General features: G+C 62.6%; 11 protein-coding genes. 8 read left to right on the forward strand and 3 right to left on the reverse strand.

Features of this window, described 5'->3' with window-relative positions:
* Nucleotides 1–150 precede the first annotated feature (150 nt).
* A complete protein-coding gene (locus CHU95_RS04930) occupies nucleotides 151–2577 on the reverse strand; it encodes a TonB-dependent receptor (protein ID WP_094454330.1) in 2427 nt (808 codons plus the stop codon).
* Nucleotides 2578–3069: 492 nt separating this feature from the next.
* On the opposite strand from CHU95_RS04930, the gene CHU95_RS04935 reads away from it, so the two are divergent.
* The 3 genes from CHU95_RS04935 (at nucleotide 3070) to CHU95_RS04945 (ending at nucleotide 6259) form a co-directional block, all read left to right on the forward strand.
* Nucleotides 3070–3741, forward strand: a complete 672-nt coding sequence (locus tag CHU95_RS04935) for a GntR family transcriptional regulator (protein WP_094454332.1) — start codon at nucleotides 3070–3072, stop codon at nucleotides 3739–3741.
* A gap of 174 nt (nucleotides 3742–3915) precedes the next feature.
* On the forward strand, nucleotides 3916–5151 hold the full coding sequence (locus CHU95_RS04940; RefSeq protein WP_094454334.1) for an NAD(P)/FAD-dependent oxidoreductase: 1236 nt from the start codon (nucleotides 3916–3918) through the stop codon (nucleotides 5149–5151).
* Nucleotides 5152–5287: 136 nt separating this feature from the next.
* Complete coding sequence (locus CHU95_RS04945) at nucleotides 5288–6259, forward strand: asparaginase (protein ID WP_165772020.1); 972 nt, start codon at nucleotides 5288–5290, stop codon at nucleotides 6257–6259.
* 34 nt (nucleotides 6260–6293) lie between these two features.
* On the opposite strand, the gene CHU95_RS04950 is transcribed toward CHU95_RS04945, so the two are convergent.
* On the reverse strand, nucleotides 6294–6605 hold the full coding sequence (locus tag CHU95_RS04950) for a Rieske (2Fe-2S) protein (RefSeq protein ID WP_094454338.1): 312 nt from the start codon (nucleotides 6603–6605) through the stop codon (nucleotides 6294–6296).
* Between the two features lie 13 nt (nucleotides 6606–6618).
* Nucleotides 6619–7782: an acyl-CoA dehydrogenase family protein gene (locus CHU95_RS04955; protein ID WP_094454340.1), complete on the reverse strand. Its 1164-nt coding sequence runs from the start codon at nucleotides 7780–7782 to the stop codon at nucleotides 6619–6621.
* A 281-nt stretch (nucleotides 7783–8063) separates the two neighbouring features.
* Here CHU95_RS04955 and CHU95_RS04960 point away from each other — a divergent pair, with 281 nt between their 5' ends.
* The 5 genes from CHU95_RS04960 to CHU95_RS04980 all read left to right on the forward strand — a co-directional run bounded on the left by CHU95_RS04960 (nucleotide 8064) and on the right by CHU95_RS04980 (nucleotide 14031).
* The gene (locus CHU95_RS04960; protein ID WP_094454342.1) at nucleotides 8064–8825 is read left to right on the forward strand and encodes an SDR family NAD(P)-dependent oxidoreductase; all 762 of its coding nucleotides are present in this window, start codon (nucleotides 8064–8066) and stop codon (nucleotides 8823–8825) included.
* 17 nt (nucleotides 8826–8842) lie between these two features.
* Entirely contained in the window at nucleotides 8843–10141 is a 1299-nt protein-coding gene (locus CHU95_RS04965; RefSeq protein ID WP_207762381.1) for an aromatic ring-hydroxylating oxygenase subunit alpha, read from the forward strand.
* A gap of 170 nt (nucleotides 10142–10311) precedes the next feature.
* A complete protein-coding gene (locus tag CHU95_RS04970) occupies nucleotides 10312–11280 on the forward strand; it encodes a thiamine pyrophosphate-dependent dehydrogenase E1 component subunit alpha (RefSeq protein ID WP_094454346.1) in 969 nt (322 codons plus the stop codon).
* 14 nt (nucleotides 11281–11294) lie between these two features.
* A complete protein-coding gene (locus CHU95_RS04975) occupies nucleotides 11295–12308 on the forward strand; it encodes an alpha-ketoacid dehydrogenase subunit beta (RefSeq protein WP_094454348.1) in 1014 nt (337 codons plus the stop codon).
* Complete coding sequence (locus CHU95_RS04980; RefSeq protein ID WP_165772021.1) at nucleotides 12301–14031, forward strand: 2-oxo acid dehydrogenase subunit E2; 1731 nt, start codon at nucleotides 12301–12303, stop codon at nucleotides 14029–14031. Before CHU95_RS04975 ends, CHU95_RS04980 begins: the two co-directional genes overlap by 8 nt.
* The last annotated feature ends 87 nt before the right edge of the window (nucleotides 14032–14118 follow it).

Genomic DNA, 14118 nt, shown 5'->3' on the forward strand with positions numbered 1-14118 from the left:
GATTATAAAGGAGAGTCGCACTTCAAAATAGAATCCACCCGACCTATCATAAAAACGCGGTAATTTAAATTACGGAAAATAAAGAAAGGGGCCGGTTGATGACCGGCCCCCCAGTTTGCCTATCGGGAGTTCACGCTTCGACAGGTAACCTTAGAATTTGGCACCCAGGGTCAGCCCGTAATAACGAGGCGGGCCATAGGTGGAGAAGGTCCAGAGCGCGCCGACCACGTTGGTGGCGGTGTTATACCGCTTGTCGGTCAGATTGCGGCCGACAGCCTGGATCGTGTAACGGTCTTCTGCATCGTGCCAGGTGATGGCCGCGTTCAGCAGGGTCTTCTTGACCAGCTTGCTGTCAAATTCCGAACTGACATCGGAATAGACATAGCCGTTTTCATCTTCGAACTGGATGGCGCCGTTAAACAGGATTTCGCCCTTGTCGGCCAGATCCAGGGTGTAGGTGGCATCCAGCGACCATTGCCATTTCGGCGCACGGTTCAAGGGCCGGTTGGAGAAGTCGATATCGATGTCGCCATCGAAATCCGTATCGGCTTCGAACTTGTCATACTGGGCGTCCAGGTAACCCAGGACACCGCGGATTTCCAGCCCGTCCATCGGCAGGATGCTGCCTTCCAGTTCCAACCCCTTCACGGTGGCTTCACCGGCATTAAAGAAGCGGGTTTCCTGCACCTGCTGACCGAAGGAATTGGTCAGGGTGGCGACAAGCCCGCGCTGCATGTCGGTGTAGTTGACATAGAAGGCGGTGGCGTTCAGGCGTGCCCGATTATCCAGGAAGTCGGTCTTGATACCGGCTTCATAACTGTCGGCCAGTTCCGGGTTGGTCGGGCGCGCGCCCAGGGCCGGGATGGCGACACCGGTGGTGCCCGTCTGGTCATTATAGGCGCCCGAGCGGAAGCCACGCGAATAGGTGGCATAGGCCATGAGGTCGTCAGTCACCTGGTACGACGCGCTGGCCCGCCAGGTCGGCTCTGACCAGGTTTCGCTGTCGCGCACCACACCGGTCGGATACTTGTTGAAATCGCCGGCATTCAGAAGTTTGCCCAGCTTGTTCCAGGTGAAATTCGGGTCAAAGGTGCCGGACAGGGCCTGCACGAACACCTGGTTGCGCCCGGCCCAGGCCTTCTTTTCCTTGGTCCAGCGCGCCCCACCGACCAGAGTCAACTTGTCATTCACCTCCCAGGTGACGTCGCCATAAGCGGCATAGGCCTTTTGACGTTCCTGGTTACACAGAACCTGCGGGTTGTTGTTGAAGGTGCCAAACGGCAGCGTCACGCCGAACAGGTCCAGGAAGCCCAGAACCTGTCCCACACAGAAATTGACGTCATTCTTCTGATAGAAGCCGCCCGCCACCATCTGTACGGGGCCGTCCCAGTTGGACGCCATGCGGAATTCCTGCTGGAAGGTCTTGCGCAGGTCGGTCCGGTTGGCGTCAAACAGGGAGATGGGGCCGACCTCACCCGTGTAGGTGCTGGGCAATTGCGAATATTGCTTACGCCAGCCGGTGACGGAGGTCAGGGTGACCTTGTCGGCGTCCCAGTTGATGGTGCTGTAATAGCCATCGACATCGACCTGATGCCCGTCCGACATGTTCAGCAGGCTGTCATCGCGGTTGGTGATACCGGCCTTGTCCAGCGGGTCACCGGCATCCTGGCTGAAGCCGAGATTAAAGAAGGCCCAGCGATTGTCCGAGGGCGTGGTGTTGACCACGGGCACACTGTCGGAATTGTCACGCACCCGCTCCGCCTGGAACAGGGCCTCGACATTTTCCGTGGGTTTCCACAACAGCTTGGCCCGGCCGTTGAAGATGTCCTCACCACCCAGGGTGGAGCCGTCACCACAGCCACGGGCATTGCTGCCAGGCACCGGGCCATAGCAGGCGCCGTTCTTGTAATACCCATCGGACTTGTTATAGGCGGCAACCAGACGCACGCCCAGCTTATCTTCCACCACGGGAAGATTGAGCGATGCCTTGGCCGACCGGGTGCCGAAGCTGCCGGCGGTCAACTGCACTTCGCTGGCCTGATCGGTCAGGGAGGGTTTTTTGGTATAAACGGTGACAACGCCACCGGTGGTGTTCTTGCCGAACAGCGTGCCCTGCGGCCCGCGCAGCACTTCCACCCGCTCCACGTCAAACGTGTCCAAGAGCTGGCTCTGTACACTGGGCATGACAAAATCGTCCAGCATCACGCCCACCGGCGCTTCGGAATAGACGATGATGTCCACCTGGCCGACACCGCGCATGGCGAAGGAGGCGGCATTAAAGCCGGTAACGCGCGCAGCGGAGAAGTTGGGCACATAGGCCGCAATGTCCCCCAGATCCTTGGGCGGGGCGGCATCGAACATGGCCGGGGTAAAGGCCGTCACGGCCACCGGCGTTTCCTGAAGGTTGCTCTGTCGACGGTTGGCCGTCACCACAATCTCGTCCAGCCCGATGGCTTGTGTGCCGGTCTGGGTTCCCCCAGCGGGGGTGGCCTCCTGGGCCAGCACCGGCATCGAGGCAATCATGGCAACGGCACTGGCACACAAGCGCCAACCCGTCACACGGTATGTCCGTGACATCGTCTGTTCCTCCCTTGGTGCCGCGTTCGGCGGCTTTGTCTGTCGCCACAGGCTGGCGACGTTTTTGGGAAATTCCGGCACCCGATCACCGGATACATGAAGCTCTTATCCGCACGGGCGAGCGCCGTGTTTCTGGATACGGTCTGAACAGTATAATATTTTTTTACGGCGCGCAATGTATACGAACGAAGAAAATGTGCGCGGACGCAGGAAGTGGCTTGAGCGCTGCCTGATCCGCCGCCTTTCCGCCCCTTCCGGCGGGTTCGGGGCCCGATCTAGCACCGCTTCTGGACAGGATCAGTGAGAAGAATGCCCGGTTTGAGTATGCAATCTTGGCCTCTTACGTATTCAAATCGCGCCACGATGGCTTGACTTGTCCCCGGCCATGACCGATACATGACACCGGTGCTTCTCCCCTTTGCCGGGGCCGGATGGCGCTTGATTGGCAGAGTTTTACCTTAAGGTGACGCGCGGGCGCGCGGCGGAGGACGGATGAACAAGCCCACACACGTGACCCATGCCGAACATGTGCGTGTGTCCCTGGAGCAGGACATATTCATGGGCCGTCTGCGTCCTGGTTCCCGCCTGGATGAAGAAGTGATCGCCAGCCGGTTTGGCATCTCGCGCACCCCGGTGCGCGAAGCGGTGCTGCAACTTGTGGAATCCGGGCTGGTGGAAAAGCGGCCGCGCCAGGGGGCGGTGGTGGCCAGCATGGATATCCGCCGCATGATCCATATGTTTGAGGTCATGTCGGAACTGGAGGGCCTGTGCGCCAAACTATCCGCCCGCCGCATGTCACCGGAAGAAAAAGCCAAGCTGGCCGAGGTGCACAAGCTGTCGGAGGAACATTACAACGCCGGTCGCCAGGATGAATATTACGCGGCCAGCCGCAAGTTCCATCAGCTTCTGGTCTGGGGCAGCCATAATGATGTGCTGGTGGAGATGACGGACAAGCTGGCGCTGCAACTGGTTCCGTATCGCCGCTATCAGTTGAATTATCCGGGCCGGGCGGATGAAAATCTGCGCGACCATGCCGCCATTCTGGAGGCGGTACAGCAGGGCGATCCGGAAATGGCCTATCGTCGCTTGCGCCAGCATACGACCATCCAGGGCGACATCTTCGCCGAATATATCTCCCTGACAGGGCAGCGGGCGGCGGAATAAGGCTGACATCACGCGGGTGCCGTTCGTCGGGTTTCACGCTGGCAAGGAGGGGCATGTCCCTAACCCTGAAACAGGGCAGGGCGCGGTTTGCCTTGAGATCATTGTTGTTGCGGGAACCGGGGGCGGAAAAGGCCGGCATCAGGACCGGCACGGAACAGAGATGGATCAGGGATAATGGCGCAGGCCGATCATTATGACATCGTCATTGCCGGGGCCGGACAGGCGGCCGCGCAATGTGCCCAATCGCTGCGGCAGGGCGGATTTGCCGGCAGTCTGGCCCTGATCGGGGATGAAAATCACGCCCCTTATGAACGCCCCCCCCTGTCGAAGGATTACCTGTCGGGGAAGCGGGATGCCGCAAAGCTGTTGCTGCGCAAGCCGGATTATTGGCTGGAAAAGCAGGTGACGCTGCTGACCGGGCAGCGGATCGGGGCGGTGGATCGCGGGGCGCGGGTGCTGACCTTGACGCAGGGTCGTCGGGTCACCTATGGCAAGCTGGTCTGGGCCACAGGGGGCCGGCCCCGCCGACTGTCCTGTCCTGGTGCCGACCTGGCCGGTGTGCATGCCATCCGCTCGATCGCCGATATAGACGGGCTGAAGGCCGATCTGGCGCCGGCGGCGCGGGTGGTGATTATTGGCGGCGGTTACATCGGGCTGGAAACCGCCGCGGTGTTGCGCGGCTTGGGTCATCCGGTGACGGTTCTGGAGGCGCAGGATCGTCTGTTGGCCCGTGTCACTTCCCCGCCCGTATCGGCCTATTTCGCCGACCTTCATCGTCGCCACGGGGTGGATGTGCGCTTGTCGGCCCAGGTCGCGGCCCTGCATGGCGGGGCGCGGGTGGAAAGCGTGGAACTGTCTGATGGGGTCCAGGTCCCTGCCGATATCGTGGTGGTGGGCATTGGCATCATCCCCAATGTCGAACCGCTGGCGGCAGCGGGCCTGCCCTGCCCCAACGGGGTGGTGGTCGATGCCCATTGTCGCACCGAGGACCCTGACATTCTGGCCATCGGTGATTGTGCCCTGCATCCCAATCTCTTCGCGGGACGCGCCATCCGCCTGGAATCGGTGCCCAATGCCGTGGATCAGGGCAAGGTGGCGGCCGACACGCTGCTGGGTCAGGGCAAGCCCTACAGCGCGCTGCCCTGGTTCTGGTCTGACCAGTATGACGTGAAGATGCAGGCGGCGGGTCTGGCCATGGACTATGACCGGATCGTGCCGCGCGGCGATCCGTCCGGTCCCGGCTTTGCCGTCCTGTATCTGCGCGCGGGCCGTATCATCGCCATTGACTGTCTGAACGCCCCTCGCGACTTCATCCAGGCCAAAGCCCTGATCACCGGCGGCACGGCGATCGACGCCGACAGGGCGGCCGATCCGGGCGTGGAACTGAAGACCTTGGCCGCTGCCCAGTGAGGGGCTGCTGGCATTGACGGTTGCTTCCGGGCGATTGCGGGGCGCGCGATAATGCCAGGGGTCAGGATGCTTGACCCCTGTTATAAGGCGCCGATCCTGTTCATTGATCGGTGTGACCATGGCCGGCCCCTGCGATATGACCGTCATTTACCTGCTGGGCGGGACCATCCTGTCACTGGCGGGGAAGGCCGATCCTGCCGACAGTGCCGCTCTGCTGCGCACGGCGGGCATCCATCTGGACGGGCCGGTGACGGTGCGCCCGTTCCGCTCTGTCGGCAGCCAGAACCTGACCCTGGCCGATCTGCGGGCGCTGGCCGCCGATATCACGCTTCGCCATGCCGAGGGTGTCCGCGCCTTTGTGGTTGCACAAGGGACGGATACGATGGAGGAAAGCAGCTTCCTTCTGTCGCTGCTGGTCCCGACCACCGCCACCATCATCATGACCGGGTCAATGCGTACCGCCGACGCGCCGGGCGCGGAAGGGCCGGGCAATCTGCGCGATGCGCTGATCGCGGCGCGGTCATTGGCCGGCCATCGCCCTGGCGTGCTGGTGGCCGTCGCCGGTGAACTTCATGATGCGCGGCTGGTTCGCAAAATGGATAGCGGCCGCATCGCGGCCTTTGGCAGCCCGGGCTGGGGCCCGGTGGGCAGCATCATCACCGGTCGTGTGCGCCTGGCCATGACGCCCCTGCCGGCCCCCGGCCCCTATCAGTGGCCGGCGGATCGGGCGGCGCTCCGGGTTGGTCTGCTGACCGTGGCCATGGATGCTGACCCGCTCTGCGTCCAGCCCTATGCCGATGCGGCCTGGGATGGGCTGGTGGTGGAAGCAATGGGATCGGGCCATGTGCCCCAGGCCCTGGCGGCGCCGCTGGCCGCCATCGCCGCGACCAAACCCGTCTTGCTGGTCAGCCGCTGTCCGCAGGGAGACACCGATGCCCACGGTACCTATCAGGGCGATGGCACTGCCGCCTGGCTGATCGCCAATGGTCTGATCGACGCCGGCAGCCTGGACGGGCGCAAGGCCCGCCTGCTCCTGACCGTCCTGCTGGGTGCGGGCCGTGATGTGCGGGCGGAACTGGCGGGGTGGGCCGGTATGGGGGTGGTTTAACCCCGGTATGAGCGGGGCACGGGCCGCAGGGCCCCTACCCTTCCACGGTCACCAGCACCCGTCCATCCGCCACCCGCACCGGGAACAAGGTCAGCGGGCGGTAGCCGGCACCACCCAGGCAGCGGCCCCCATCGCTGAGATCGAAACGGGCGCCATGCAGCGGGCAGGACAGGATGCCATTGCGCAGCCGCCCTTCTTCCAGGGTGCTGGCCGCGTGTGTACACATGTTGCGCACCGCACGTATATCAGAACTGCTGCGGCAGAGCAGGACATCCTCTCCGCCGGCGTCGACGCGCAGTTTGCCGCCATCGGGCAGGTCGGCAAGCGCACAGACATCATGTTCCATGTCTGTTGCCCCCTTATGACCGGCGCTGGTCGAACCGGCGGCCGACCATGGCGGACGCGATATTGATCTTCTGGATATCGACAGCACCGCCGGCGATGCCCCAGCCCCAACTGTCACGCAGACGGCGTTCCATGCCATATTCATGGGAATAACCATATCCGCCCATCAACTGTACCGCTGACCCCGTCACTTCGCGGGCGATTTCATTGGCAAAACATTTGGCGACGGAGCTTTCAAGCAGGGACGGCATCCCGTCCTGGGCATTGTTGGCGGCGCGGTGGATCAGCAGACGGGCGGCTTCCACCTTCATCTTCATTTCGGCCAGCTTGATCTGTACCGCCTGGAACTCCACAATGGCGCGGCCGAACTGTTTACGCTCCTGTACATAGTCGGTGACCTCTTCCAGGGCACCCGATGCCTGGGCCAGCGACATGGTGGCATTGCCGCAGCGTTCCAGATCAAACGCCTCCATCATCTTTTTGAACCCACCCGCGCCGACAATGACATTTTCGCGCGGGATTTCGACCTCATCGAAATAGATGTCGGAACTGGGGATCCCCCGGAACCCCATCAATTGTTCGTTGGCGCCGAACGTCAGGCCCTTCATGCCTTTTTCGACAAAAACGGCCCCGATTCCCTTGGCGCCCGCCTCTTCCGACATGCGGACATAAACCACATAACCATCGGCATGGCCGCCGCCCGAACACCAGCGTTTGGTACCGTTCAGGTACAGTTTGCCGTCGCGTTCGGTGACCTTGCTGGTCAAATCGGTCAGGGCTGATCCGGCCTCTGGTTCCGACATGGCGATGGCCACGATCATGTCGCCGCGACAGACGGCCGGTACCACCCGGTCGCGCAGTTGCTTGGAACCGAAATGTTCGATGGCGCGGACGGGGCCGACGCAGCTTTCAAACACCGGAAAAGCCACGGCAGAGGAGATTTTGGCCAGTTCCTCCAGCACGATCAGGGCTTCAAGATTGCCCAGTCCCATGCCGCCATATTCTGTCGGTATATTTATACCGAGAAACCCCATATCCGCATATTTACGGATCCATTCCTTCGGGCAGGCCTCGCCCGTCAGGTCCAGATGTTTGGCCAGCGGGCGCAACTGTTCCTGGGCAAAGCGGCGCGCGGCCTCCTGCAGCTCCCGCTGCTCCTCTGTCAGTCGGAAATCCATGGACCTCTGTCCTCCCCATCCATGCCGTGGCGGCTTGTTCTTCTGATCGAAAAGCGTCGGCGTGCTGAATTTGCAGGGCCTGCCGCGCGGTGTTGCGCGCTGGCCTCTCCCCATATCTATACGCAGGGACAGTTTTTTGTATACAGAAAAACGCCGATGCTGATATAAAGCCGGCAGAGCATGAAAATCTGCACAGGCGCAGGCTTGCGCGTCCCCCTGTTCCGAAGGAGCATGGGGGCAGAGGCGATGAAGCCCGCGATGCATAGGGAAGGAAAAACGCGATGGATCTGGGTCTGAAGGGCAAAAAGGCCGTTGTCACCGGTGCGACCAAGGGCATTGGGCGCAAGATCGTAGAGACGTTGGCCGATGAAGGTGTGGATATCGCCATCTGCTCCCGCACCGCCGAAGAGGTGGAGGAGACGCTGGCCGTGCTGCGCGCCAAGGGCGTGAATGCCGTGGGCGAGGCCGTGAATGTCCGCGACGGCGAGGCCTACAAGGCGTGGATTGCCAAGGCTGCCGAACAATTAGGGGGCATCGACATCCTGGTGCCCAACGTGTCCGGCGGGGCCGGCATGGACAGCGAAAAGAACTGGCAGCGCAATTTCGAAGTGGATGTGATGGGGTCGGTGCGCGCGGTGGAAACCGCTGTGCCCTTCTTGAAAAAATCCGGTGAAGGCTCGGTGGTGTTCATCGTGTCGACCAATGCCATTGAAACATTTGCGGCCCCCATGGCGTATAACGCGCTGAAGGCCAGCCTGATCACCTATTCCAAGCAATTGGGCCAGTTCCACGGCAAGCGGCGCATCCGTTTCAACGCCCTGTCGCCGGGCCCGATCTTTGTCGAAGGCGGTGCCTGGGACATGATCCAGACCTCCCAGCCTGATTTCTATAATGCCACCATCGCTGCTCATCCGTTTGGCCGTATGGGCACCGCGGAAGAAGTGGCCAGGGCCGTCGCCTTCCTGGCCAGCCCCGCCGCGAGCTGGATCAACGGCACCCACCTGATTGTTGATGGTGGGTATACGAAGGGCGTCCATTTCTGATCCGGGAGCGCCGTATCATGCCGATCAAACGGGTCAAGCCGGGTGACTTCACCCGCACCCCCATCGAAAAAGCCCCGGACCCGCAGTTGGGGAACGCCATCATTGCCAAGGAGCGCTACACCAGCCCCGATTTCATGAAACTGGAATGGGAGCGGATGTGGAAACGCTGCTGGTTGATGGGCTGCCGCGAGGATGACATTCCGGAGCCGGGTGATTATGTCTGCACGGAGATCGGACGCGAGGCGATCTTGATCGTCCGGCAGGCCGATATGTCCATCCGCGCCTTCTACAATGTCTGTCAGCATCGCGGCAACCGGCTGGTTCCGCCGGGTATGGGCAAGCTGAAGACCTTCAAATGCGCCTATCACCATTGGGAATATGGCCTGGACGGTGATTATGTGCGTATCCCGGATAAAGAAACCTTCCCCCAGGGCACGCCCTGCCAGGGGCTGCCGGAGGTGCCGTGTGACACCTGGGGCAGCTTTGTCTGGTACAACCTGAACAAGGATGCCGAGCCATTGGCCGAGTTCCTGGGCGTGATCCCGGAACATCTGGACCCCTATCATTTCGACCGTATGGCCCTGACGCGGGACTGGACCATCGAATGGGATTGCAACTGGAAAGCGTCCGTTGATGCCTTCAACGAGAGCTACCATGTGCAGGGTATCCATCCGCAACTGCTCTATTATCTGGATGATCTGGACATCCAGATCGACTGTTATGACCGGCACAGCCGCTATCTGATCCCCTTCGCCACCACCAGCCCGCGCGTGAAGGAAACCTCAGACATCCCGCCCCTGATCCGCCTGATCATGAAGCAGGCGGGCATGGACCCCGCCGATTTCGACGGTAAGACGCGGGAAGTGCGGCTGGCGGTGCAGAAATGGAAGCGGGAGAATGGGGCGTCACAGGGGTTTGATTATTCGGACCTGAATGACGACCAACTGACCGATGATTACCATTACCTGATCTTCCCCAACATCACCTTGAATGTCCATGCGGATGATCTGATGCTGTTTCGCCAGCGGCCGCATCCGACCGACCCCAACAAGATGTATTACGACCTGCAGAACTTCCGTCTTCTGAAGAAGGGGGAGGAAAAGCCGGAACGGCCCGAACATCGTTTCTACCGCCATGGGGAAAAGTCGCTGGGCCAGGTCTTGGATCAGGACGCCTACAACCTTCCCGGCGTGCAGTTGGGCATGCATTCGGAAGGTTTCCCCGGCCTTTGGCTGGGCGACCAGGAACTGCGCATCCGTCACTTCCACAAGGTCATCGACGATTATGTGTATGGGCCAGCAGGCGGACCGGATTGAGCAGTCCGCCTTCCCGGCGAAGGCCGGGACCCAGGGGCCGCAGCCCCCACCTTGCGGCAGCGTTGATTGACGCAGCTTCGACGTTACTCCTTGTGACCTCTGGGTCCCGGCCTTCGCCGGGAAGGCGTTGGGGGTCATGAAAGCAGTCAGTCCCATCAAGGAACCAACCCATGCAACTCAACCGTGACGCCCTGCTTCAGGCCTATCGGCGCATGCGTACCATCCGTGAGTTCGAGGAACGGCTTCATATCGAGAACCGCACCGGGGAAATTGCGGGCTTCACCCATCTCTATGCCGGCCAGGAAGCCGTGGCGGTCGGGGTGTGCGAACATCTGACCGACAAGGACTGGATCGCCTCCACCCATCGTGGCCATGGCCATTGTATTGCCAAAGGATGCGATGTCGGCGGCATGATGAAGGAGATTTATGGCCGCGCTGACGGGTTGTGCAAAGGCAAGGGTGGCTCCATGCATATTGCCGATCTGGACAAGGGCATGTTGGGCGCCAATGCCATTGTTGGCGGCGGCCCGCCCATTGCGGTGGGGGCGGCCATCGCCGCCAAGCTGGCCGGTGAAGGCCATGTCGCGGTCAGCTTCACCGGCGATGGCGGCTCCAACCAGGGCACCGTGCTGGAAGCGCTGAATATGGCCGCTGTTCTGAAGGTGCCGAAGATTTTCGTGTTCGAGAATAATGGCTATTCCGAACATACGGGGGCTGCCTATGCGCTGGCCGGTCAGGATCTCGGCCGCCGGGTGGAAGGGTTCGGCATTCCGGTCTTCCGCGCCGACGGGTTTGATTTCTTCTCCGTGTACGAGGCGATGCGCCAGGCGCTGGAGATCGCACGCAACGGTGGGGGCCCGGCAGCGGTCTATGCCACCTGCACCCGCTATTTCGGGCATTTCGAGGGTGACCCGCAGAATTACCGCGCCAAGGGCGAGGTGGAGAAGTTCCGCGAGGAAAGCGATTGCCTGACCGGCTTCCGGGCGCGGGTGACAGAGGCGGGCCTGATCGATGCCGCCGCGCTGGACGCCATTGATGCCGATGTGCTGGCCGAGATCGATACCGCGACGGTCGCCGCGAAGTCAGCCGCGCCGCCCACCGCGGCGGATGTGCTGACCGACGTCTATATCAGCTATTGACCGGGAGAGGTTCGATGCCCGTCATCACCCTGCGCGAAGCCCTGAACGAGGCCCTGCATCTTGAAATGGCCCGCGATCCCCGCGTCATCGTCCTGGGCGAGGATGTGTCCGGCGGGGCTGGCGGCACATCCGGTCAGCGCGACGCGGCCGGCGGCATTTTCGGCGTGACCAAGGGTCTGATCCATAAGTTTGGCGATGGCCGCGTCATCGACACGCCGATTTCCGAAAGCTGCATCATTGGCGCGGCCAATGGGGCGGCGCTGGCCGGGCTGCGGCCGGTGGCCGAACTGATGTTTGCCGATTTTGTCGGCGTGGCCATGGACCAGATATTCAATCAGGCGGCCAAGTTCCGCTACATGTTCGGGGGCAAGGCGCGCACGCCGCTGGTCATCCGCATGTCGTTCGGCGCCGGTATGAACTGTGCCGCCCAGCATTCGCAGACCATCTACCCCTTCATGACGGCGGTGCCGGGGCTGAAGGTGGTGGTGCCGTCCAACCCGTACGACGCCAAGGGCCTGCTGCTGACCGCCATCCGCGATGATGATCCGGTGGTGTTCTTCGAACATAAGGCGCTGTACAGCCGTAAGGGCGAGGTGCCGGACGGCGATTACATGATCCCGTTCGGCGAAGCGGCCCTGGTCCGCGAAGGTGAGCATGCCACCATCGTGGCGCTCGGCCGTATGGTGCCCTTTGCCGAAAAGGCGCTGGATAAGCTGAATGCCGAGGGCATCACCTGCGACCTGATTGATCCGCGCACCACCAGCCCGCTGGATGAAGAGACGATCCTGGAAAGCGTGTCGAATACCGGCCGGCTGATTGTGGTGGATGAAAGCCCGCCGCGCTGTTCCGTGGCGTCCGATATCGCCGCGATCGTGGCGCAGAAGGGCTTCCGCGACCTGAAGGCACCCATCGAGATTGTCACCGCCCCCCATACGCCCGTTCCCTTCGCCCGCGAACTGGAACGCGCCTATGTCCCCGGCCCCGCCCAGATTGAGGCCGCTGTTCGCAAGGTGCTGGCTGATGGCTGAGATCCACCCGATCACCCTGCCCAAATGGGGCATCGAAATGTCAGAAGGCACGGTTGCCAACTGGCATATGGCCGTGGGCACGCGTGCCGAGAAGGGCGCCGAGCTGGTCGATATCGAGACGGAAAAGATCGTCAACACCCTGGATCTGGAAGTCGGCGGAACGCTGCGCCGGCAATTGGCCCAGCCCGGCGATGTGCTGCCTGTGGGCGCCCTGATCGCGGTACTGGCCGATGCCGCCGTTCCCGACAGCGCCATTGATGCCTTTGTGGCCGCGTACAAACCCATCGACGTGTCGTTTGAGCCGAAGGAAGAGGGGGGGGCGCCGTCCGCCTCTTCCACTGAAATCGCTTCCAGCCTTCCCCGCGAAAGCGGGGACGCTGGGGCCACGAGCCCGACCGTTGGTGCAAGCGGCCCCTGGACCCCCGCTTTCGCGGGGGAGGCAGCGAAGAGCGACGTCCCCGTTGCTCCCCCCCTCGATCCCGCCATCCTTTCCGCCCGTAACGAGGCGGCGCATGCCAGTCCCCTGGCCCGGCGGCTGGCCAATAAGCTGGGCATTGACCTGTCAACCCTGACCGGGACCGGGCAGAAGGGGCGGATCAGTCAGGAAGATGTGGAGAAGGCGGCCGCTTCACGCGGGTCCGCCTCCCCTGCCCCGGCGCCCGCCGCAGAACCCGCCGCACAGCCGCAACCCACCGGCCCTGAACCCCATGCCAGCCCCATCGCGCAGAAGTTCGCCCGTAAGCTGGGCATGCGTCTGCATGGCATCACGGGCACGGGCGCGCGGGGCCGGGTCTCGCTGGCTGATGTGCAGGCGGCGGCCAAGGCGCGCGGCCTCCTGGCCGTCCCCGCCCCCGTGGTGGTTGCCAGCCCGGCGCCCGCCGCTGGCCCCGCCGCACGCAAGCTGGCCGGTGATCTGGGGGTGGATCTGTCCACTGTCACGCCCACGGGGCCGAAGGGTCATGCCACCAAGCAGGATGTCCGCGACGCCGCTGACCGGGCTGCGGCCCCGACGGCCCCGGTCCCAGCCCCCGACACCGCTTATGACCTGCTGCCGATGACCGGCATGCGCCGGGCCATCGCCACGGCTTTGGTCAATGCCAAGCAGACGATCCCGCATTTTTATCTGACCAGCGACGTCACAGTCGATGCATTGTTATCCTTCCGCGAACAGGTGAATGCACGGGCCAACAGCCCCCGTAAACTGTCGGTCAATGACCTGCTGATCAAGGCGGCGGCCCTGGCGCTGATGGACGTGCCGGATGTCAATGTGCATTGGGCGGAGGATGGCATCCGTCGCTTCCGCACCGCTGATATCTCAGTGGCGGTCGCCGTGGAAGGCGGGCTGCTGACGCCGGTGGTGCGCGGCGCCGACAGGCTGGACCCTTGGTCCATCGCGGCGAAGGCGGCCGACCTGGCCGACCGGGCGCGCAAGCGCACCCTCGCCAGGGAGGAGATCAGCGGCGGCAGCTTTACCATTTCCAACCTGGGCATGTTCGGTATCCGCCAGTTCCAGGCCATTATCAACCCGCCGCAGGGCGCCATCCTGGCCGTCGGCACCACAAGGCGGGAAGCACGCGAAACCGCCGATGGCGGGGTGCGCTTCGCCTCGGTGATGAGCCTGACCTTGTCCTGCGATCACCGCGCCGTCGATGGCGCGCTGGGGGCCAAGTTCCTGGCGGCCCTGGGCCGCCGGCTGGAAGATCCAATCGGGCTGGTACTGTAAAACCGGCCTCGACCAGGCGCCGGCGATAAGGGGATGGGGGATCAGATTGATCCTCCATCCTTTTTTATGGCTGTTACCTGCGCGGTT

The organism is Niveispirillum lacus (assembly GCF_002251795.1).
In the GTDB taxonomy this organism is placed as follows: domain Bacteria; phylum Pseudomonadota; class Alphaproteobacteria; order Azospirillales; family Azospirillaceae; genus Niveispirillum; species Niveispirillum lacus.

Coding starts and splice junctions, on each gene's coding strand:
- CHU95_RS04930 (WP_094454330.1), bottom strand. CDS start 2,577: ATGTCACGGACATACCGTGTGACGGGTTGGCGCTTGTGTGCCAGTGCC.
- CHU95_RS04935 (WP_094454332.1), top strand. CDS start 3,070: ATGAACAAGCCCACACACGTGACCCATGCCGAACATGTGCGTGTGTCC.
- CHU95_RS04940 (WP_094454334.1), top strand. CDS start 3,916: ATGGCGCAGGCCGATCATTATGACATCGTCATTGCCGGGGCCGGACAG.
- CHU95_RS04945 (WP_165772020.1), top strand. CDS start 5,288: ATGACCGTCATTTACCTGCTGGGCGGGACCATCCTGTCACTGGCGGGG.
- CHU95_RS04950 (WP_094454338.1), bottom strand. CDS start 6,605: ATGGAACATGATGTCTGTGCGCTTGCCGACCTGCCCGATGGCGGCAAA.
- CHU95_RS04955 (WP_094454340.1), bottom strand. CDS start 7,782: ATGGATTTCCGACTGACAGAGGAGCAGCGGGAGCTGCAGGAGGCCGCG.
- CHU95_RS04960 (WP_094454342.1), top strand. CDS start 8,064: ATGGATCTGGGTCTGAAGGGCAAAAAGGCCGTTGTCACCGGTGCGACC.
- CHU95_RS04965 (WP_207762381.1), top strand. CDS start 8,843: ATGCCGATCAAACGGGTCAAGCCGGGTGACTTCACCCGCACCCCCATC.
- CHU95_RS04970 (WP_094454346.1), top strand. CDS start 10,312: ATGCAACTCAACCGTGACGCCCTGCTTCAGGCCTATCGGCGCATGCGT.
- CHU95_RS04975 (WP_094454348.1), top strand. CDS start 11,295: ATGCCCGTCATCACCCTGCGCGAAGCCCTGAACGAGGCCCTGCATCTT.
- CHU95_RS04980 (WP_165772021.1), top strand. CDS start 12,301: ATGGCTGAGATCCACCCGATCACCCTGCCCAAATGGGGCATCGAAATG.